Here is an 18935-nt window from a genome sequence, read left to right on the forward strand (position 1 = left end):
GGGTGGTCCGGCCGGAACGTCACGGTCTTCATCCGCTCGCTCTCACGGATCGATCACTTCGTCGAAGAGCGCGGACGAGCGCTCATCTCGTGGGCGTACGCATCTGCTTCGGTCTTGTAGATCTCGCCCCATGCAATGCTCGGAGGCATGGCACGGACAGGCGGATCGACGTCAGGGAGACAGATCTGCACGAAGTGCGGGAATGTGGGGAAGGTCCAGAGGTCTTCGTCCTCGAAGCGACTCCAGAGCAACAGCTCCCCGACACCCAGCGGGTGGCCGAGCTCCTGACCGTTCAGCGGCGGATCGCAGCTGACCATCAGCGCATGGTGACCGTTCGTGAGCTCGATCGGTCGTTCCACTTCGCACCGGAAGACGGACGAGAACCGCTTGCTGTCCATGGACGAGAGGAAGAAGACTTCTTGCATGTCAGAACTCCGGGTTGACGCCGCTGACGCGACCGAGCTGGGTCGCTCCCTTCTCGATGCCGTTCGGGAGGGGCCGCGCGACGTTCCTTCGAGCAGGAACTGCCCCGATCCCACGCGGTGATCGGGCGCGGTCTTCGCTGACGGTAGTCCTGCGACGTCGCGGTGGTTTGCAACAGGGTAGGACGGCGACCACGAGGCACCGGTCGCCTGGGCATCTCCGCCGGAGACACGACGCCCGGATCCTCGCGTGGCTCACCGAGGTGGTCCAGCGTCGCGGGCGGCCAGGCTGCGGTAGACGCAAGAGCAGACGGACGGGAGGCGCGGTGCCAGCTGTCACCGCGCCTCCCGTCCGTCCATGATGCCGTCTGCGAGACTCGAACCATGTGGCCGTTCCGCAACCGCCCCGAGCCGGTGCCCTCGTTGCCGACGAACCCCGTGCTGCAGCAGATCGTGCTGCGGGGCGGCGACCTGTCGGAGCCGCGTGACTGGGTGCACTTCGTGTACTTCCCGGACGAAGGCACCGCCAGGGCAGCCTCCGATCAGATCGCCGCCGCCGGGTGGAACGTCGCAGTCAAGCCGTCGGGTGCGGAGTGGTACGTCGCCGCCGATCAGCAGAACGTGCTCGTCGACGACGCCCGACTGGGTGAGGCGGTGCAGTTCTTCGCGAGCATCACCGCCGAGACGCCCGGCGCGCAGTGGGACGGCTACGAAGCGAGCATCTAGAGCGTCGGCTGCTGTCGCGGCCCGAACTCCTCGAGACGAGTCGCCGGTCGGCGCGGCTGCGCTGGGCCGTGCGTCAGGTCGGAGGTCATCCGGTCTCCTGTGTCGGGCGTGGACCCGGCGAGAGCCCGCCGACGCTCATGGCAGCGAGGACGTCAGTCCTGCCGGGCGCGAACGCCGTGATTCCGACCGAGGTGTCAGCCTGCACGATGCAGAGCCCCAGCTGCTCGTCGCCGAGCGGCACGAGCGCACGGGCGAACCCGTCGAGTCCGCGCACGTCGAAGCCCTTTTCGGCGGCCATCGTGTACTTCGTCAGGAAGGTCCGTGCTGTCGACAGCGCGCCCTGTTCGAAGATGCGGACCCGTTCGTCGGCCGGACACTGCGATACCACCTCGAGCGCCAGTCCCGCCCCCGGAGCGTCCGATGCGCGGAGCCGCGAGCACAGTTCCTGGACGGTGATGTGGACGAGACCCACGGATCGGTCGATCGCCGTGGCCGCCACGAGCGTTCGGTCCCTCGCACGCAACACGACCGTCACGAGTTCATCGCCGTGCTCGACCTGGCAGATCAGGACGAGTTCGTCCCCGAGGGCTTCGAGCGGGTCGATGAACGGTACGAGGTTCGCTTGCTTCTTCGAGTAGGTCCGCCGGATGACCGCTGCGAACGACCGTGCGGACACGTCGTAGACGAGCACATTGGTGTCCGGACCGACAGCGGCGAGGATGTCGACGACACGGTCCGGGAGCTCCACGGTCGGATCGTTGGTGACCGCTCGGAGATGACCGATCGAGATGTGCGGGGGAGCGCTTGTCACCGTCGGACCTCCGCGGACGACGGGCTGTGTCGGTACTGCACGTCGCCGTCGGGCAGGGCGTCGATGTCGACCCGTGCGCGCCCCGGTTCGCTGTAGTGCCAGGACGGACCTCGGCGGTTCGGCCAGCCCTCGAGCAACGCACCCGAGGCGAACCGAATGGCGATCCGCCCGCCCGTCACTGCACCGTCCGACACGACCTCGGTGTGCAGCGCGAGGAGGCCGAGCAGGGACGGTTTGTCACCGGGATCGAGGAACTCGTGCTCCCCGTCAGAGCCGGTCAGCGCGAAGTCGGTCTCGAACCGGAGCGACGCACCGTTCGAGAAGCGGATCGTCACGTCGGATTCGAGGCCGATGAAGTCGACGGTGTCGCCGGTGATGTCCAGCGCGAAGGGTTGGCGCGGAACGCCGCTCATCCTCGATCTCCTTCCGTACCTGTGCTCGTCCTTCCGGTCGGCGGATCGACACGAACCGGGCGACCCTTCGGCTCCGAGACGTGCCAGGACTCGAACTCGGCGTCCGGACCAGCGACGAGGGTCGCTCCTTCAGCGAAGACCAGCGTGAGCGTGTCGCCCTCGACGGATCGCCGAACGAGTTCTGTGCCGAACAGCCGCAGGATGGGGAGCAGCGAGTCCTTCCGCTCCGGATCGACGACCACGCTGCCCCCGGATCGGTCCGTGACGGTGAACGCAGATTCGAGCTGCACGCCGGAACCGTCGGTGAAGCGCAGCTCGAGCCGGAAGTCGACGCCGATGAAGTCGAGCGTGTCTGCAGGGATGACCGCCGGGATCGCCTCTTCGGAATTCCTCATGCCCTCGCCCCCCTGCGCGTCATTCCCCCCTGGTAATGACGGAGCCCTTCTTGCACGGACTCCGACCGGCATCTGGGGACCGGCACGCAGTCGCTGACAAGGATGTTGGGATCCACAGGCCGAACAATTCTGCGCCAGGAGATTGCGAAGCAATCGATCATTCCTCGAATGCAACTTGGTTGGTCCGGGGGATTTCCCGCGGCATTGCGTGGCTGAACCAGGGAGTTCGAGACTGTCAATCTTTCCATTTTTCGCCCATATGAGGATCTCCCCGCCGATTTCCGCCTGCCCATCCAGGTAACAGGATCTGCTGGGGAGGGGCCCGTCCGGCAGCTTGGCGATAGGGTGGTCGTCAAGGTCTATTTGCCAGATTCTCGGAGCAATTGTTCGAAATCCCCGAATCGTTTGTGCCTGATGCTGCAATGCCATTGATTCGGGTGTTTTGAGATGACTCAGGCAGATGCGCACGAGATCGTGCAGCCGTGATTCATCTTCTGTCCACGTCAACATATCGTCCTACATCCTGTAGCTGCCTCTTTGGGGATGTACACAGTGCCGACGCGAGAGATCCCCCCAGCAGTGCTTCCCCGCGCGGACCGATAGGGCCAAGAAAGTAAAGTTCGTCCTCGGTTGCCGTCCCGCTCTCCTCAGGCTCCCGGCTCGCGACCGTCAGGTGCTTACGAGGGCATTTCGGTCGAAGGTCCTGGAGCGCGGGTGGTCATCGCCGGTACTTGCGTTCCCGACCCGAACACTCGAGAAAATGTGGCCCCTATCTTGACCTGATCTGTGTCGATGATGATCGTCCACAACGAGCCGTCACTCATGTCGAGGCGGATGACTGCTTTGTCGATTTTGCCGACATCGGATGGGTGGAATCCGACGAACTCGCCCTCGATGAACTGATGTGTGGCTTCGGCGAGTCGCGCGAACGAGGCACTGTCGAGTACCGGATTTGGCAAGTGGGGCGCGCTAGACACTTGCTCCAGTTCCGCGACGTCCAGTCCGGGATCTGTCGACACGTTGACGAATATGTCCTCAGCCGTCCATGAAAGCTCGGGCAGATGGAGGGAGGCCACAACGTCGGCGAGGTCGAACCATTCGGTATCGCCCTGCTCGGATTCATGAGAAAAAAGTCGCAGCATTGGATCCGATTCAACTAGAAGAGGGGTAGGGCGGTCTTGCTGCGCGTGCGGCTTCCGCCCGTCGCATTGGGCTCGTACGGGTGGAAATGTGGGTTTGGATGGATTGCTGGTCGGTTGTGGTCAGTGAAATCAATGTCTCGAACGATCTCACCATCCCCGTCAAATTCTCGCGCCTGAGGATAGCTAGTCCCGCTCTTGCTCTCGCGCCAACCAAGTTCCGTGTGCGGGTACTCCGACTCCGGCAACCGAACTCCCTTCTGTGAGCTTGGTAGCGGTCGATGAGGGAACCAACTCCCGTCAGGAGTCTTCGGAACGGGGAGTTCGTCCCCGAGCTTGTTCACGGCTGTCGGCAGGTGCACCTTCGACATCGTGCCGCCGGTGGCCGCCGACGTCGCGGCACCTTCGGCCGCGTTCCGGAGCAGACCACCGGGGGTCACGGGCTGGCCACTCACCGCGTAGTTGGCGACGTTCTCGGCCGCACCTTCTGCTGCGTTCTTGACCAGCTGCTTGCCGATCAGGGCACCGGCACCACCGCCGACAGCACCGAAGGCCCCGCTGACGGCGACCTGGCCCCAGTTCACCTCGCCGGTGGTGGCCTTCTGGATGATGGTGTCGGCACCGGCGCTGATGAGCATCATGCCGACCGGACCGCCGACGCCGGTGGCGACGAGCACACCGCCGGCGACGACCATCGCGCCACCGGCGACGTACTCCCAGTTGTCCGCGAACCAGTCACCGGTCGCGGCTGCGGCACGTGCGAGCGGCCCCTGCTGCGCCGCCGCGTAGGCCTCGAGCTCCGCGTCGGTGATCGGCGCGAGGCCGAGCGGGTCGATCGCGTGCAGCGGGTCGTTGCCGGCGAACGAGTACGGGTTGCCGGCCCAGGCTGCTCCTGCTGGCGCGCTGACCGGGTCGACCGACAGGAAGCCGCGCGACGACGGGTCGTAGGCACGCGCCCCCATCCACTCGAGGCCGGCGACCTGCAGCGAACCGTCGGCGCCGAGGGCGATCCCGCCGGGCAGGCCCGAGCCGCCGAGGTCGGCGAGCGTCTGCCACGGATCGGCGTCGTCGGCTGCTCTCGTGGTGCGTCGACCGCTGGCGATCCAGCGGTCGTCCACCCCGATCAGGCCGCCGGGAGCGCGGAGCACCGGCCCGTCACCGACGGCCAAGAGCGTCGGTGCGAACGCGGCGGTGTCCCAGTCGATCGGGACGCCGTCGACACCGGCGAGTTCACCGAGGGCGTCGACGTGCAGGTCGGTCGTGGTGCTGCTTGCCGCGGTGGTCTCCGCCACCCCGGTGAGGTGACCCTGCGGGGTCCAGCCGTACGTGGTCGTCACGCCGTCGGCTCGGAGCGCCTGCACCCGACGACCAGCGCCGTCGTAGGCGTACTCGACTTCGGGCAGTCCGTCCGGAGCGCCGACCCTGCTCAGCTGTCCGGCGGCGTCGTGCGTGACCCGTCGGGCCCCGGAGTCCGTCCGTTCCTCGACCAGACGACCCGCCGCGTCGTAGACCCAGTCCGTGCGACCACCGTCGTGGACGGCGGCCACGAGCTGCGCGGCATCGTCGTGCTCGTAGGTGGTGCTCCCACCGGGTCCCTCGACGCGGGTGATGCGCCCGTCGGCGTCGCGTTCGATCGTGCTGGTGTCCGTGCCGTCCGCGTCGATGCGCGCGTGCCGGACCACGTGTCCGTTCGCGTACTCCCAGGTCTGCAGCTGATCGCCGGCGCGGGCCTGCAGGAGCCGCCCCGCCGCGTCGTGCTCGTACCGGACCTCGCCGAAGGCCGAGTGGTCGACGCGGACGACCCGTCCGGCCGCGTCGTGCTCGTACCGGGTCGTCGACCCGTCAGGGGACTGCACCGAGGTGCGGAGCCCGTCGGCATCGTGGGTCCACCGCGTTTCGCGCGCGCCGGTTGCGCGGCGGACGAGCTGGCCCAGTCGGCTGAACTCGAGGACGTGGGTGGCGGGGGAATCGGGACGGGTCCTGTCGGTGATCGTCACCGTGCGAGCACGCGCATCGCGGTCGATGCGGCCGATCAGCCGATCGCCGGCGTACTGCGCGGATTCCCGACCGGCCGCGTCGTACTCCCACCGCAGGACGCTCCCGTCCGGGTCGGTCTGGGTGAGCTGGCGCCCTGCCGCGTCGTAGGTCGCCGTCGTCGTGCGACCGAGCTGATCGGTGGACGAGGCCACCTTGTCGAGCTGCGTGTACGTGCGGACGGTCACCCCACCCAGCGGGTCGACGGTGCGGACGAGTCGTCCACGCTGGTCGTACTCGTATCGGGTGGTACCCCCGAGACCGTTCACCGCGGCGACGAGCTGTCCGGCGGCGTCGTACCGGAAGCTCCGCTGGCCGAAGCGGGTGTCCCGCACCGAGACCACGCGACCGACCCGGTCGTACCGGTACCTCGCGGTGCCGACTCCGGGGACGTCGGCGTGGACGACCCGACCCTGGCGGTCGTACTCGGTCCGGGCGACCTCGCCGGTCGGCAGGGTGCGCGCGACGACCCGGGAATCGGCGTCGTAGGTCAACGTGGTGCGTGCGCCGGCGGGGTCGATCGCGCTGACCGGGCGACCGCACGCGTCGTACTCGTACCGGGTGGTTCGGCCCGCCGGGGTGGTGACGGCGACGACGCGTCCGGCGAGGTCACGTTCGATCCGGGTGAGGCCCCCGTCCGCGTCGACGAGCTCGACCGCGCGACCGCAGGCGTCGTACGTCGTGAGTTCGGCGGACGTGTCCGCGTGCTCGAGCCGGGTCGGACGCCCGAACTCGTCGGTCGTCACGGAAACGGCGTCGAAGGCGTCGCGGACCGTGGAGACGCCGTCCGCGCGCGAGCGACGCACCTCGGTGCGGACACCGGTCGGGTCGACCGTGGCACCGAGGGCTCCGACCGCGTCGTACTCCCGCTTCCAGGTGCCGCCGGCCGGGTCGATCACGGCTTCGAGCCGGGAGAGCGCGTCGTGGACGAACGCCCACTCGGCGCCGTCGGGCAGGGTCATCGTCGACACGTTGCCGAACGCGTCGAAGTCCTTGGTGATGACGCGACCGAGCGGGTCCGTGGTGGACACGATCTCGCCGTGCTGGCCGTAGGTGACCTCGGTGCGGGCACCGGTCGGATCGATCGTCGCCGTGATCCGACCGCCGTCGCCGTGCTCGAACCGCCACAGCTCGCCGTCCGGGTCCTCACGTGCGGTGAGCAGTCCGGCGGCGTCGTAGCGGTACCGGGTCCGGTTGCCGAGCGGTGTGACCGCCTCGATGATCCGGCCTCCGGGGTCGCGGACCAACTGCGCGGTGTCGCCGACGGCGTTCTCGACCCCGATGAGCTCACCGGACGCATCGTGGTGGAAGGAGACGACGACGCCCATCGGATCGGTCGTTCCCACGAGCAGGCCGTCCCGCCACTCGAGCAGCGTGCGACCGCCGACAGGGTCGATGACGACGGAGGGGTTCCGGTCGTCGCCCGCGTACTCGTACTCGGCGACCCCGCCGTTCGCGGTGACCACCGTCGTCACGCGGTCCACAGCGTCGTACCCGAAGGTCAGGTCGGCGCCCTCCGGTGTCACGGTCCGGACGCGCCGTCCCCGCTCGTCGTACCCGTGGACGGTCACCTGACCATCGCGCTCGGTCACCGAGACGAGGTTGCCGTGCGGGTCGTACGACATCGACTGGCGCTGCCCGTCGGTGTCGATGATCCCGACGACGCGGCCCTTCCGGTCGGCGATCCAGGTGTTCGCGTGCTCCCCGTCGACGTCGGAGACCGAGGTGACCCGACCCGGCAGGTACGAGAACCGGACCCGTCGACCGAACGGTGTGCGCTGCTCGACGACCCGGCCGCGGTCGTCGTAGGTGTTCTCGCACTCGACCACACCCGTGGCAGCGGTCACGCGGTCGATCAGCCCGTCCGCGTTCCAGCGGTATCGACGACTGCCGACGGCATCGGTCGCCCGGACCAGCCGGCGGGCGTCGTCGTAGTGGTACTCCACGCGGCGTCCGTCCGAGGCGGTCGTCGACGCCACGCGGTCGCCCGCGTACTCGACGTCGACGAACCGCCCGAACACGTGCGACAGGCGCGTGATCCGGTCCTGCTCGTCGCGGCACACCGTCACGGCGGTGCCCGCTCCACGATCGCTGCTCAGCCACAGTCCGGACGGCGTGAACGCCCACCGACCGCCGGCGTTGTCCCGGACGACGAGCGAGTCCTGTTCGGCCCGGAGCCACAGGTCCTCGCCGACGCCGCGGCTCCACCCGTCACCCTGTCGCGGGAAGTCGACCTGCCGACCGTCGTCGAGCACGACCGAGGCGGCTTCGTCGGTGATCTTCAGCCGGGTGTCGAGGATCGAGGACCACCCGAGCCCGAACACCCCGGAGCGGCCGTCGAGCGAGTTGTACATGCGCGTGAGCCGGAGCGACGCGGCCTGCCCAGCGAACGACAGGTCGGTCTCGGGCTCGAGGAAGTTGCCGGTGGCCGTGTTGACCGGGTCGTCGGCGAACCCGTTGGTCGGGGGCGTCCCCATCGCCGAGAACGGTCCGATGGTGAAGTCGTCACGTCCGGCGTCGATCCCCGCCGCGGACAGGGCCGCCGCGATCGCCGCGTCCGACAGCGTCGCAGGCCCGGCACCACCACCGGCGGCCTCGAACTGCGCGGCGACGGTGCCCGCCGAGTCGGCGTCCTGCCCGTTCGCGGTGAGCCAGTCGTTGACGGCGGTCAGCAGCGACTGGGCGTTCAGCGTGCCCCAGCAGGGGTTGCACTCGGCCTCGTAGTCGGCCAGGGCGTTGCGGAACGTGGAGACGGCACCCGACAGGTCGGCGTCGAGCGTGCGGGTGGTCGCCTCGAAGGAGCGGAGGTCTGCGGGGGCGGCCGACGACGTCCCACCGCTGGCTCCACCGCCTGCGGGGATCTCGCGGCCCTTCACGCTGACCTCGTCCGCCTGCAGTCGCGGCTCCGGCTCGGGCTCCGGCGGCTTCGGGTCGTCCCCGCCGCCGAACCACGTCGAGATCTCGTGCCCGGCGCCGACGAAGAAGTTCTCCTCGCGTTCACGCTTGCGGGCTTCCCACTCCTTCGCCTGCTTCCGCCGGTCGTCCTCGTCCTTCGCGGCATCGCAGAGCTGCTGCACGAACCCCGACAGGCTCTGCAGCGATTCGACGAGCTTCGTCGCACTCCGCGAGGCGATGTCGGCGTTGTCCGCGAAGACCTCGGAGAAGTACCCCCGGAACTCCGCGCCCGCCGTCGTCACGGACGACGACCGTGAGCCGGACTGTCCCCCGATAGCCGACGCGAGCGCCGTCGACGCCGACTTGAGTGCATCCGCCGCGCTGTACGAGTAGCCGGTCGGATCGTTCCCGTGGATCTTCGCCATCGTCATTCCCCCCAGATGTTGACGGCCTCATCCTGTCACGGCGCGAGCGTGAGGTGCCAGAGGACGGCCTGCGTGCCGACGGCGTGACGGACGGGAGGCCCGTGGCGGTGTCGCCACGGGCCTCCCGTCCGTCACCGGGTCGCGTCTACGCGACCGCCGCCTGCACCTGCCGCTGCACGCGACCGAGCATGCCCACCATGCCGCGGATCCGAAGCGGGCTGACCGCTTCGGACAGGCCGATGGTCAACGGGTAGTCCGTCGGGACGGCGAGCACCTGCTCGACGGTCAGGCCGGACAGTCCCTGCGCCAGGATCGAGGCGAAGCCGCGCGTGGTCGGCGCCTCGCGCGGGGCGGTGGCGTGCATGCGGACGACGTCCGGAGCGTCGCCGTCCTCACCCACCGTCACCGTGATGAACACGGGGGACTGGCACTCCTCGACGCGTTCGAGCTCGTCCTCGTGCCCCTGCAGGCGTTCGGGCAGCGCGGGTAGCTCGTTCGAGAACTCGAGCAGGAGCTGCAGGCGGTCCTTCTGCCCGAGGGCGAGGAAGTCGTCGCGGATCTCGGCGAGGGTGGCGGGGAGTGGTGCGTCGGTGCTGGCGTTCATCGGTTCGGAACAGTACCCGGCTCGGATCCCTGCACGATGGGGACGCGGACGGCGCTGCCCCACTCGGTCCACGAGCCGTCGTAGTTGCGGACGTTGTCGTAGCCGAGCAGGTGCTGCAGGACGAACCAGGTGTGGCTCGAGCGCTCACCGATGCGGCAGTAGGCGATGACCTCGTCGGCGTCACCGATGCCGGCGCCGTCGCGGTAGACGGCGTCGAGCTCGTCCCGCGACTTGAACGTGCCGTCGGCGGCTGCGGCCGTCGCCCAGGGGATGTTCACGGCCGTGGGGACGTGGCCGCCGCGCAGCGCGCCCTCTTCCGGGTAGTCGGGCGCCGTCGTGCGCTCCCCGCTGTACTCCGGGGCGCTGCGGACGTCGATGAGCGGCTTGCCGAGGTGCGCGAGGACGTCGTCCTTGAAGGCACGGACGGGCTCGTCGTGGCGCTCGACGACGGGGTAGTCGACCGCCGTGACCGGGGCCTCGTCGGTGGTCAGGGCGCGGTCCTCGGCGATCCACTTGCCGCGACCGCCGTCGAGCAGGCGGACGTCCTCGTGGCCGAACAGGGTGAACACCCAGAGTGCGTACGCGGCCCACCAGTTGTTCTTGTCGCCGTAGATCACGACGGTGGTGTCGCGGCCGATGCCCTTGCCGCCGAGGAGCTCGGCGAACGCGGCGCCGTCGATGTAGTCGCGCTGCACCGGGTCGTTGAGGTCGGTGTGCCAGTCGATCTTCACGGCTCCCGGGATGTGCCCCGTCTCGTAGAGCAGGACGTCCTCGTCGGACTCGACGACCACCAGGTCGGGCGCGCCGGCACCGGCGTCGAGTTGCTCCTGCAGCCAACCGGTGGAGACGAGGCGCTCCGGGTGCGCGTAGGCGGCGAACTTCTCGGACGGGTCGACCGGTGCGGTCATCGGGGGTACCTCCAGGGGTGCGGGGGAGCGTGGTGCGGGGCGAGCGTGGTGCCCGGTGCGAGCTGCCGGCGCCGGACTAGGATCGGGCGTCGGTGCCTGTGGGCAACGGTACGCGGACGTACCGTTCCCCTGCCGCAACGTGACACCCCACGACATGCTTCCCGGAAGGGTTCCCCGATTGCCCGCTCACCTCGTCGACCGTGATCCCCAGGTGACCCCGCAGCAGATGGCTGCGGCGCTCGTGCCCCCGCCGCAGTTCACGGACGCGTCGTTCGACTCGTACCGGCCGGACCCGGACTACGACTCGCAGGCCTCGGTCCGCGATGCCGTCGCCGCGTTCGTGGCCACCGGTCCCGCGGACGCCCCGCGGCGCGGGCTGTTCGGGCGCCGGAAGCAGTCGGCGGAACCCGCGGCGAAGTCCGGCGTGTACCTGGACGGCGGGTTCGGTGTCGGCAAGACCCACCTGCTCGCAGCCGCCTACCACGCGGCCACCGGCCGGAAGACGTTCGGCACCTTCATCGAGTACACCGCGCTCGTGGGGGCCCTGGGGTTCCAGGGCACGGTCGACCTGCTCCGCGGCACCGCACTGGTGTGCATCGACGAGTTCGAGCTCGACGACCCGGGCGACACGATGGTGATGACCCGGCTCATCAAGGAGCTGACCGAGACCGGCACGCGCTTCGCCGCCACGTCGAACACGCCCCCGGGCGCCCTGGGCGAGGGTCGCTTCGCCGCGCAGGACTTCCTGCGCGAGATCCAGGCCATGTCGGACCGCTTCGACACCATGCGCATCGACGGCCTGGACTACCGCCGACGTGCCGTGGACGAGTCGGCGCAGGTCGTGTCCGACGTGCCGGCCGCGCTGCCGTCCGGCACCGTGACGCTCGACGACTTCGGTGCGGTGGTCGCCCACCTGGGTTCCGTGCACCCGTCGAAGTACGTCGCCCTGGTCGAGGACCTCGACGCCGTCGGGCTCACCGACGTCCGGGCGTTCACCGACCAGACCGACGCGCTGCGTTGGGTCGCACTGGTGGACCGCCTGTACGACGCACAGGTGCGGATCGTCGCCTCGGGGACCCCGCTCGACCAGGTGTACCCCGACGCGATGCTCGAGGGCGGCTACCGCAAGAAGTACCTGCGCGCGGCGTCCCGCGTGGTGGCGCTCACCCGGGCCTGAGCCTCCTTCGCCGTCAGACGGATCTGTCCACGGCGGTCTCCTGCCCCTCGCGCAGGGGACATCGGGCCGGCGGAAACACGACGTTTACAAACGGCGCGGTCGCGTTACATCCGCGAAACAGTTCGTGCTCCCTCGTGAAACCTCGCCTCGCCAGACTCTGTGACACCCGAGGCGGTCCAAGAGCCGCTCGTGCAATCGAGAGGTGAGCAGATGCTTGATCAGGGCAACACGACGTTCGTGTTGGTGATGGCTGCGCTGGTGTTGTTCATGACACCCGGCCTGGCCTTCTTCTACGGCGGCTTGGTGAAGGCCAAGTCCGTCATCTCCATGATGATGATGTCGTTCGGTGCGATCGCGCTCGTGAGCGTGCTCTGGGTGGTCTACGGCTACGCGATCGCCTTCGCCAACCACGGCGACGGCACCGCGGTCTCCGGCGTGGTCGGGTTCTTCAGCATCGACTGGAACCAGATCGGCCTCGGCCAGGCCTTCGAGGAGCACAGTCCTCGGACATCCAGGCGGCGTACCCGTCGATGGCCTTCGTCGGGTTCCAGGCGACGTTCGCGATCATCACCGTCGCACTCATCTCCGGCGCCATCGCCGACCGCGCCAAGTTCGGCGCGTGGATGGTCTTCGCCGGCGTGTGGGTCACGGTCGTCTACTTCCCGGTCGCCTCGTGGGTCTTCAACCTGACCTCCGGCTGGGCCGCCACGTGGGGCGTCATCGACTTCGCCGGTGGCACCGCGGTGCACATCAACGCCGGTGCCGCGGGTCTCGCCCTGGCGATCGTGCTCGGCAAGCGCGTCGGCTTCGCCAAGGGTGCGCACAAGCCGCACAACCCGCCCTTCGTCCTGCTCGGTGCCGCCATCCTGTGGTTCGGCTGGTTCGGCTTCAACGCCGGCTCCGAGGGCGCCGCTGACGGCATCGCCGCGATCGCCTGGGTGAACACCCTCGCAGCCCCGGCCGCCGCCATCCTCGGCTGGCTGCTCATCGAGAAGCTCAAGGACGGCAAGGCCACCTCGGTCGGTGCCGCATCGGGCGCCGTCACCGGCCTCGTCGCGATCACCCCGGCCTGTGCCGCGCTGACCCCGGGCTGGGGAATCCTGCTCGGCTTCCTCGCCGGCATCGTCTGCTGCTTCGCCATCGACTGGAAGTACCGCCTGGGCTTCGACGACTCGCTCGACGTGGTCGGCGTCCACCTGGTCGGCGGCATCTTCGGCACGCTGTTCCTCGGCTTCTTCGCCAACGACACCGGACTGATCTACTCCGGCTCGTTCGAGCAGCTCGGCAAGCAGGCCGCAGCGGCCCTCGCCGTCGGCGTCTACTCGTTCGTGCTCGCCCTGGTCATCGGGTTCGTGATCGAGAAGACGATGGGCTTCCGCGTCAAGACCGAGGACGAGGTCGCTGGCATCGACACCGCCGTCCACGGCGAAGAGGGTTACGTCCTCTACGAGCAGACCGACGACAGCCCGGTCAGCGTCCGCTAGACACCAGGCACCACCCGCACGACGACGGGCCCCGCGCACACAGCAGCGCGGGGCCCGTCGTCGTCTCGCTGGTCGCGTCCTGGTCGTGACCACGGACTGGAGGCGCGGTGCGGGTCGGACCCGCACCGCGCCTCCAGGCAGCTGGTCGCGTCAGCGACCCGTCGGTCCCGTCGGTCCCGTCGGTCCCGTCGGTTCCGTCGGTTCCGGTGGTCCCGCCGGTCCCGTCACCAGGCGTAGTCCTCCGGTGACGTCTGGTGCCCCGGGAAGATCTCGTCGAGACGGTCCAGCGCACGCTGGTCGAGGCGGATGTCGACGGCACGGACCGCGGACTCCCACTGCTCCATCGTGCGGGGGCCGGTGATCGGCGCGGTGACGCCGGGCTGGTGCAGCAGCCAGGCGAGGGCCAGCTCGCCCGGCGTGTGGCCGAGCTCCTTCGCGAACGACTCGTAGGAATGCAGCTGGTCGCGGTGGGCGTCGACGTACTCGGCGCTGCGGCCGGACAGGCGACGCGAGCCGTTCTCGGTCTTCTCGATGACGCCGCCGAGCAGACCGCCCTGCAGTGGCGACCAGGGGATCACGCCGAGGCCGTACGCACGCGCGGCCGGCAGGACCTCGCGCTCGACGTCGCGGACCACGAGGTTGTAGATCGACTGCTCGCTGACCAGGCCGAAGGTGTCCCGGCGCTTCGCAGCCTCCTGCGCCTGGGCGATGTGCCACCCGGCGAAGTTCGACGAGCCGACGTACAGGACCTTGCCCTGCTGCACGGCGACGTCGATCGCCTGCCAGATCTCGTCCCACGGCGTCGCACGGTCGACGTGGTGGAACTGGTACAGGTCGATGTGGTCGGTCTGCAGCCGCTGCAGGCTCGCGTCGAGCGACTGCCGGATGTTCAGGGCGCTGAGCTTGCCGCCGTTCGGCCAGTCGGTCATGTCGCCGTAGACCTTCGTGGCGAGGACCGTCTTCTCGCGGCGACCGCCACCCTTGGCGAACCACCGTCCGATGATCTCCTCGGTGGCACCCTTGCCCACCGAGCCGCCGTAGCCGTTGGCGGTGTCGAAGAAGTTGACGCCGAGCTCGTGGGCCCGGTCCATGATCGCGTGCGAGTCGTCTTCGCTGGTCTCCGGGCCGAAGTTCATCGTGCCGAGCACGGCGCGGGAGACCGACAGACCGGTGCGACCGAGGTGTGTGTAGTCCATGAGACGGGTCTACTCGTGACGCGCTGGTGGCGCCAGGCCCTGGGAGTACCGGTCGGCGGCTGGTGGCCGGTGCCCGGTGCCCGGTGGCTGGTGCCCCGTGCCCCGTGCCCGGTGCCCGGTGCCCGTCCGTGCTTGGTGCTCGTTGTGCTGGTCGGAGTAGTCAGGGGGGACCACTCGAGAGGAGCAGCCATGCCAGCCAAGGACGAGATCCCCAGCACCCTGCAGCGGTCCCCGGACCACGCGCAGGAGATCTTCGAGAAGACCCTGGACTCGGCGAACGAGACGTACGGCCCGGGCGAGCGGGCGCACCGCACGGCGTTCGCCGCCGTCAAGCACGAGTACGAGAAGGTCGGCGACCACTGGGAGGAGAAGGAGTCCTCCGGGCCGTCCGATTCCGGAGCCGCCGGCTCCCGCGGTTCCGGCAAGACCGAGGGCGGTGTCGACGCGAACGCCTCGAAGGCGCACCTGCTGGACGTCGCGAAGCGGCTCAACGTCAGCGGCCGCTCGAAGATGACGAAGGACGAGCTGGTCGAGGCGATCGGCAGGGCGAACGACCGAGCGACCGCTGCTGCGCGGAGGTGACGGCGGGCGGGGCCCGTCCATTCCCCAATCGGCATGCGGCGGTGGCGTGAGGGGGTAACGTGCCGACGATGAACATCCCAGCACTCCGCGGCAGCCGGATCCTCGGGTTCGGTCACCACCAGCCCGAACGCGTCCTGACCAACGACGAGCTCTCGACGATGGTCGACACGAACGACGAGTGGATCCGCACACGGACCGGCATCCAGACCCGTCGGATCGCCGGGCCCGACGACACCGTCACGTCGATGGCCGTCGAGGCCGGACGCCGTGCCCTCGCCGACGCCGGGGTGTCACCTTCGGCCGTCGGACTCGTCATCGTCGCCTCCACGACCCACCAGGACCGCGCACCGTACACGGCAGGTCGGGTGGCCGCCGCGCTGGGCATGACGAACGGTCCGGCGCCGATCGACATCAACACCGCGTGCAGTGGGTTCGAGTACGCGCTCGGGCTCGCCGACCAGTCCATCCGCACCGGTTCGGCCGACGTCGCCCTCGTCATCGGGTCGGAGGTGCTGTCCGGGATCGCCGACTGGACCGACCGGTCGACGTGCGTGCTCGTCGGCGACGGGGCCGGTGCCGCCGTGCTCGGGGTCGCCGAGACGCCGGAGATCGGCCCGGTGTCGTGGGGGAGCGTGCCGCACCTGCTCGACGCCGTCCGTGTCGAGGGGTCGCCGGGGCGCTTCAACCAGGAGGGGCGCTCGATCTACCGGTGGGCGATCACCGAGGCCGAGGGGCACGCCCGCAAGGTCGTCGAGGCCGCCGGGCTCTCGATGGACGACATCGAGGTGTTCGCGTTCCACCAGGCGAACCTGCGGATCATCGAGCCGCTCGTCACCGCGCTCGGCGGGGAGTCGAAGTTCGTCATCCGCGACGTCGTCGAGTCCGGGAACACCTCGGCGGCGAGTGTGCCGCTCGGGCTGTCGAAGGCGTGGGAGCGTGGTGACCTGCCGGAGGGGGTGCCTGCGCTGCTGTTCGGGTTCGGTGGCGGGTTCGCCCACGCCGGCCAGGTCGTGACGACGCCGGTGCGGTCCTTCTAGGCGCCGTTGCACGAACGGCCCGGGCTCGGCTGCTCAGCATCCGTGCCCGGGCCTCTCTCGGTCGTCTCGGCTAACGCTTCGAGCGGGCGTCGTCCTGGCCCGGCTCGGTCCAGAGGTCCTGGTCCCCGCCCGCGCCACGCTTCCACGGCAGGGCGCGGCGGGTCTTCTCCGCCGCGGGGGTCACGGTCAGCACGATCGGGAACTCCGCCGGCGGCATGCCGAACCCGGTCCGCGACGCCTGGATCACCTTGCGCCCGAGTGCGTGGTTCCCCAGTCCGCCGACGGCCGCGCCGATGCCGAACGGCAGCGCCCGTCCGAGGACGGAACCGCCCTGCCGGACGGCGAATCGCTTGATGAACTGGTCACGGACCTGTCCGCCGATGCCGTTGACCACCTGCTTCGGGAGCGAGGACGTCACCATCTCCCCCCAGAACGCCGTCCGGGCCTGACCGCCGGCTGCCTGTCCGGCGAGCTGCTTGATGAGCTGCGTGCCCGGCGCGCCGAGGATCATCGCCATCACGAGTGTGCGGGCGCGCTCCGGGTCGTCCAGCGCGATGCCGTGCACCTCGGTCACCGACTGTGCGAACAGCGCGGTGGTCTCGAGGAACCCGACCGTCTCGGCACCGCTCAGGCCGAGCGCGGCGGCCATCCCGACGCCGGGGATCACCGCACTCGCACCGACCGCGGCGCCACCGGTGGTGACCGCGGCCAGGTACTGCCGCTCGAGGATCTGGATCACCTCGGCGGGGGTCGCGTCGGGCTTGCGACGACGGATCGCGTTGACGTGCGCGACCACGACGGGGCGCTGCACGCTGATGACCCGGTCGAGCCACTTCGCCCAGCCGGTGGGCTGGACCTGCTGCGTACGGGGGGCGGACGGGGAGGGGGAGACCGGTGCGGTCGGCAGGGGCACGATCGACTGGTCCTTCGGGGCTCGGGCCATGGCTTCACCGTACGCCGCGCACGTGAGAGGGTCGCTGGATGGACACCGACCCCGCGCAGCCAGCCCTCGACGATGCCCGTCGTGCAGCCGGGTTCCTGCCCGTCGCAGAGGTCACCGCCCTCGCGCCCGCGGTCCGGGTGCTCGACCCGGCGTCCGTCCTGGTCGGAGTGGGCGTGTCGGTCCTGCCCGGCGTGGTGCTGTACCCGTCCACGACGCTCGAGACCCGGCACGGTGGGGCGATCACGGTGGCATCCGGGGCACGCCTGGGCCCCGGATCCGTGACCGTCGTCGCGTCGGCGGCGGCCGTGCACATCGGCGAGGGAGCCGAACTCGGTCCGGGACCGGTGACCATCGTCGCGGACGGGTCCGACGTCCTGGTCGGTGGTCGGGCTCGCCTGACCGCCGGGTGTCTCGTCGAGGGGCCGGCTCGCATCGGCGCGGGGGCGCAGGTGCTCGGTCCGGTGTCCGTGCGGGACGTCGAGCTCGAGGAGGGCGGCGACCACCGCGAACCCGACCCGGACCACCGCGGCGGCGTGGTCAAGGGCACCGGGCCGATCCGCGGCGTGCGCGTGGGAGTCGGCGAGGTGGTGGTCGGTGGGGTGGTGGACACCGGGGCGGTCGACACCGGGGGATCGTCCGCTCGGCCGACGGTCGAGCGTCAGCGCAGGTACCACCCGGATGCGCCGCACCGCCCGGATGCGCCACACCGCCCGAGCTGATCGTCGGGCACGCACCCTCAGCACGGGACGCCCGCGCGCCGGAGGGCAGCCCGCACCCGGTCGGGCTGCATCAGGTCCGCCCACGAGAGCCGCACGACCGCCCGGACCTCGGGGAACGACCGGATGAAGTCCTCACGACGTTTCTCGCGCCAGTGCGCGTCGGAGGTGGATCGCCCGTCGAGCAGCGCGGGGTCCTCGTACTTCGCGCGGCCGTCGACCTCGACCACGACGCCCTGGTCGGGGAACCAGAAGTCCACGATCGCCGTGACCGATCCGGCCCGGGCGAACACGTGCTGCTGCACCGGTTCCGGCACCCCGAGTTCCCGGAAGCGCACGCGGCACACCGACTCCGCTGGTGACCCCGACAGCGCCGACCCCATCCCCACCGCGATCCCCGTTTTGGTCCGGGCCGAGGCCAGCGACGCGTGTTCCGCGTCCAGCGCCTCACGGTCGGCGAGCCCACGGGAGAGCACGGCATCGACGACGGGGAGTGCTTCGAGCAAGGAGCGCGTCGCAGCGACGTCGATGGCGGTCCTCGCGGCCGTCGTCACGGGTGTCGCCTGCTGATCGACGAGGACTCCGGGTGGCCGCCCCTGTGCACCGTGCCGGACGAACCACGCCGTGACGCGGGTGTGCGTCGTGGTCGGATCGGCGAGGTGCACCTTGGGTGGTGCTGTCCCGATCAGCGGGAGTCCGAGGACTGCGCACGCAGACTGGTGTGAGACGACATCGGTTGCTCGGAGTCGGTGCGCCGAGGCTCGGACGAGCACGTGGTGCTGCTCGCCGGGATGCATCCCGTCGAGTGCGTCCGGGCGGACGAGGACGCCGGGGCGGAGGCGTTCGTACCGTCCGCGGCGGACATCGCGCTCGAGTGCACGGCGTTCGGCGGAGGTCGCACCCGTCGTGCGGATCAGTTCGACGTCGTTCGCTCTGGACATGGCACCAGGCTCGCCGAGCCTCGTGGCCCAGCGCTCGTCATCGCCGGATCTGTGGAGGGCCGGCCGGCGACGATGACCTGTGCAGGA

The 18935-nt window shown here is 69.8% G+C and carries 16 protein-coding genes and 1 pseudogene; 6 read left to right on the plus strand and 11 right to left on the minus strand.

From position 1 onward, the window contains the following. Nucleotides 1-53: 53 nt before the first annotated feature. Entirely contained in the window at nt 54-425 is a 372-nt protein-coding gene (locus OE229_RS10955) for a hypothetical protein (RefSeq protein WP_262138018.1), read from the minus strand. Between the two features lie 381 nt (nt 426-806). Here OE229_RS10955 and OE229_RS10960 point away from each other — a divergent pair, with 381 nt between their 5' ends. Beyond that, a complete protein-coding gene (locus OE229_RS10960) occupies nt 807-1148 on the plus strand; it encodes a ribonuclease E inhibitor RraB (protein WP_182065367.1) in 342 nt (113 codons plus the stop codon). Between the two features lie 85 nt (nt 1149-1233). Here the strand turns inward: OE229_RS10960 and OE229_RS10965 are convergent, their stop codons facing one another. The 7 genes from OE229_RS10965 to OE229_RS10995 all read right to left on the minus strand — a co-directional run bounded on the left by OE229_RS10965 (nt 1234) and on the right by OE229_RS10995 (nt 10772). After that, nucleotides 1234-1896, minus strand: coding sequence for a hypothetical protein (locus OE229_RS10965; RefSeq protein ID WP_262138019.1), 663 nt, complete (start codon nt 1894-1896; stop codon nt 1234-1236). A gap of 59 nt (nt 1897-1955) precedes the next feature. After that, complete coding sequence (locus OE229_RS10970; protein ID WP_262138020.1) at nt 1956-2372, minus strand: DUF6188 family protein; 417 nt, start codon at nt 2370-2372, stop codon at nt 1956-1958. Beyond that, on the minus strand, nt 2369-2767 hold the full coding sequence (locus OE229_RS10975; protein WP_182065370.1) for a DUF6188 family protein: 399 nt from the start codon (nt 2765-2767) through the stop codon (nt 2369-2371). The genes OE229_RS10970 and OE229_RS10975 overlap by 4 nt, the downstream gene beginning before the upstream one ends. Before the next feature lie 677 nt (nt 2768-3444). Beyond that, nucleotides 3445-3909, minus strand: coding sequence for a hypothetical protein (locus OE229_RS10980; protein ID WP_182065371.1), 465 nt, complete (start codon nt 3907-3909; stop codon nt 3445-3447). Between the two features lie 14 nt (nt 3910-3923). Then, on the minus strand, nt 3924-9260 hold the full coding sequence (locus OE229_RS10985) for a DUF6531 domain-containing protein (RefSeq protein WP_262138022.1): 5337 nt from the start codon (nt 9258-9260) through the stop codon (nt 3924-3926). A 145-nt stretch (nt 9261-9405) separates the two neighbouring features. Next, nucleotides 9406-9864: a SufE family protein gene (locus tag OE229_RS10990; protein WP_027465483.1), complete on the minus strand. Its 459-nt coding sequence runs from the start codon at nt 9862-9864 to the stop codon at nt 9406-9408. Continuing rightward, complete coding sequence (locus tag OE229_RS10995; RefSeq protein WP_262138023.1) at nt 9861-10772, minus strand: sulfurtransferase; 912 nt, start codon at nt 10770-10772, stop codon at nt 9861-9863. Before OE229_RS10995 ends, OE229_RS10990 begins: the two co-directional genes overlap by 4 nt. Nucleotides 10773-10926: 154 nt before the next feature. On the opposite strand from OE229_RS10995, the gene zapE reads away from it, so the two are divergent. Beyond that, the gene (gene zapE / locus OE229_RS11000; RefSeq protein WP_410007312.1) at nt 10927-11949 is read left to right on the plus strand and encodes a cell division protein ZapE; all 1023 of its coding nucleotides are present in this window, start codon (nt 10927-10929) and stop codon (nt 11947-11949) included. A gap of 210 nt (nt 11950-12159) precedes the next feature. After that, nucleotides 12160-13433 (plus strand): annotated as a pseudogene (locus OE229_RS11005) (ammonium transporter). A gap of 224 nt (nt 13434-13657) precedes the next feature. Here OE229_RS11005 and OE229_RS11010 read toward each other — a convergent pair. Continuing rightward, nucleotides 13658-14629 (minus strand): aldo/keto reductase, encoded by a 972-nt coding sequence (locus OE229_RS11010; RefSeq protein ID WP_262138024.1) that lies wholly within the window; start codon nt 14627-14629, stop codon nt 13658-13660. 189 nt (nt 14630-14818) lie between these two features. On the opposite strand from OE229_RS11010, the gene OE229_RS11015 reads away from it, so the two are divergent. Both OE229_RS11015 and OE229_RS11020 read left to right on the plus strand, forming a co-directional pair. Further along, nucleotides 14819-15211, plus strand: coding sequence for a ChaB family protein (locus OE229_RS11015; protein WP_262138025.1), 393 nt, complete (start codon nt 14819-14821; stop codon nt 15209-15211). Between the two features lie 68 nt (nt 15212-15279). Continuing rightward, nucleotides 15280-16248: a beta-ketoacyl-ACP synthase III gene (locus OE229_RS11020; protein ID WP_209135677.1), complete on the plus strand. Its 969-nt coding sequence runs from the start codon at nt 15280-15282 to the stop codon at nt 16246-16248. Between the two features lie 70 nt (nt 16249-16318). On the opposite strand, the gene OE229_RS11025 is transcribed toward OE229_RS11020, so the two are convergent. Further along, on the minus strand, nt 16319-17191 hold the full coding sequence (locus OE229_RS11025) for a hypothetical protein (RefSeq protein ID WP_262138026.1): 873 nt from the start codon (nt 17189-17191) through the stop codon (nt 16319-16321). 38 nt (nt 17192-17229) lie between these two features. Here OE229_RS11025 and OE229_RS11030 point away from each other — a divergent pair, with 38 nt between their 5' ends. Next, complete coding sequence (locus OE229_RS11030; protein WP_262138027.1) at nt 17230-17910, plus strand: hypothetical protein; 681 nt, start codon at nt 17230-17232, stop codon at nt 17908-17910. 17 nt (nt 17911-17927) lie between these two features. Here the strand turns inward: OE229_RS11030 and OE229_RS11035 are convergent, their stop codons facing one another. Continuing rightward, nucleotides 17928-18848, minus strand: a complete 921-nt coding sequence (locus OE229_RS11035; RefSeq protein ID WP_262138028.1) for a hypothetical protein — start codon at nt 18846-18848, stop codon at nt 17928-17930. Between the last annotated feature and the right edge of the window lie 87 nt (nt 18849-18935).

It is taken from the genome of Curtobacterium poinsettiae (assembly GCF_025677645.1).
In the GTDB taxonomy this organism is placed as follows: domain Bacteria; phylum Actinomycetota; class Actinomycetes; order Actinomycetales; family Microbacteriaceae; genus Curtobacterium; species Curtobacterium poinsettiae_A.

Coding starts and splice junctions, on each gene's coding strand:
- OE229_RS10955 (WP_262138018.1), bottom strand. CDS start 425: ATGCAAGAAGTCTTCTTCCTCTCGTCCATGGACAGCAAGCGGTTCTCG.
- OE229_RS10960 (WP_182065367.1), top strand. CDS start 807: ATGTGGCCGTTCCGCAACCGCCCCGAGCCGGTGCCCTCGTTGCCGACG.
- OE229_RS10970 (WP_262138020.1), bottom strand. CDS start 2,372: ATGAGCGGCGTTCCGCGCCAACCCTTCGCGCTGGACATCACCGGCGAC.
- OE229_RS10975 (WP_182065370.1), bottom strand. CDS start 2,767: ATGAGGAATTCCGAAGAGGCGATCCCGGCGGTCATCCCTGCAGACACG.
- OE229_RS10980 (WP_182065371.1), bottom strand. CDS start 3,909: ATGCTGCGACTTTTTTCTCATGAATCCGAGCAGGGCGATACCGAATGG.
- OE229_RS10985 (WP_262138022.1), bottom strand. CDS start 9,260: ATGGCGAAGATCCACGGGAACGATCCGACCGGCTACTCGTACAGCGCG.
- OE229_RS10990 (WP_027465483.1), bottom strand. CDS start 9,864: ATGAACGCCAGCACCGACGCACCACTCCCCGCCACCCTCGCCGAGATC.
- OE229_RS10995 (WP_262138023.1), bottom strand. CDS start 10,772: ATGACCGCACCGGTCGACCCGTCCGAGAAGTTCGCCGCCTACGCGCAC.
- zapE (WP_410007312.1), top strand. CDS start 10,927: ATGCTTCCCGGAAGGGTTCCCCGATTGCCCGCTCACCTCGTCGACCGT.
- OE229_RS11010 (WP_262138024.1), bottom strand. CDS start 14,629: ATGGACTACACACACCTCGGTCGCACCGGTCTGTCGGTCTCCCGCGCC.
- OE229_RS11015 (WP_262138025.1), top strand. CDS start 14,819: ATGCCAGCCAAGGACGAGATCCCCAGCACCCTGCAGCGGTCCCCGGAC.
- OE229_RS11020 (WP_209135677.1), top strand. CDS start 15,280: ATGAACATCCCAGCACTCCGCGGCAGCCGGATCCTCGGGTTCGGTCAC.
- OE229_RS11025 (WP_262138026.1), bottom strand. CDS start 17,191: ATGGCCCGAGCCCCGAAGGACCAGTCGATCGTGCCCCTGCCGACCGCA.
- OE229_RS11030 (WP_262138027.1), top strand. CDS start 17,230: ATGGACACCGACCCCGCGCAGCCAGCCCTCGACGATGCCCGTCGTGCA.
- OE229_RS11035 (WP_262138028.1), bottom strand. CDS start 18,848: ATGTCCAGAGCGAACGACGTCGAACTGATCCGCACGACGGGTGCGACC.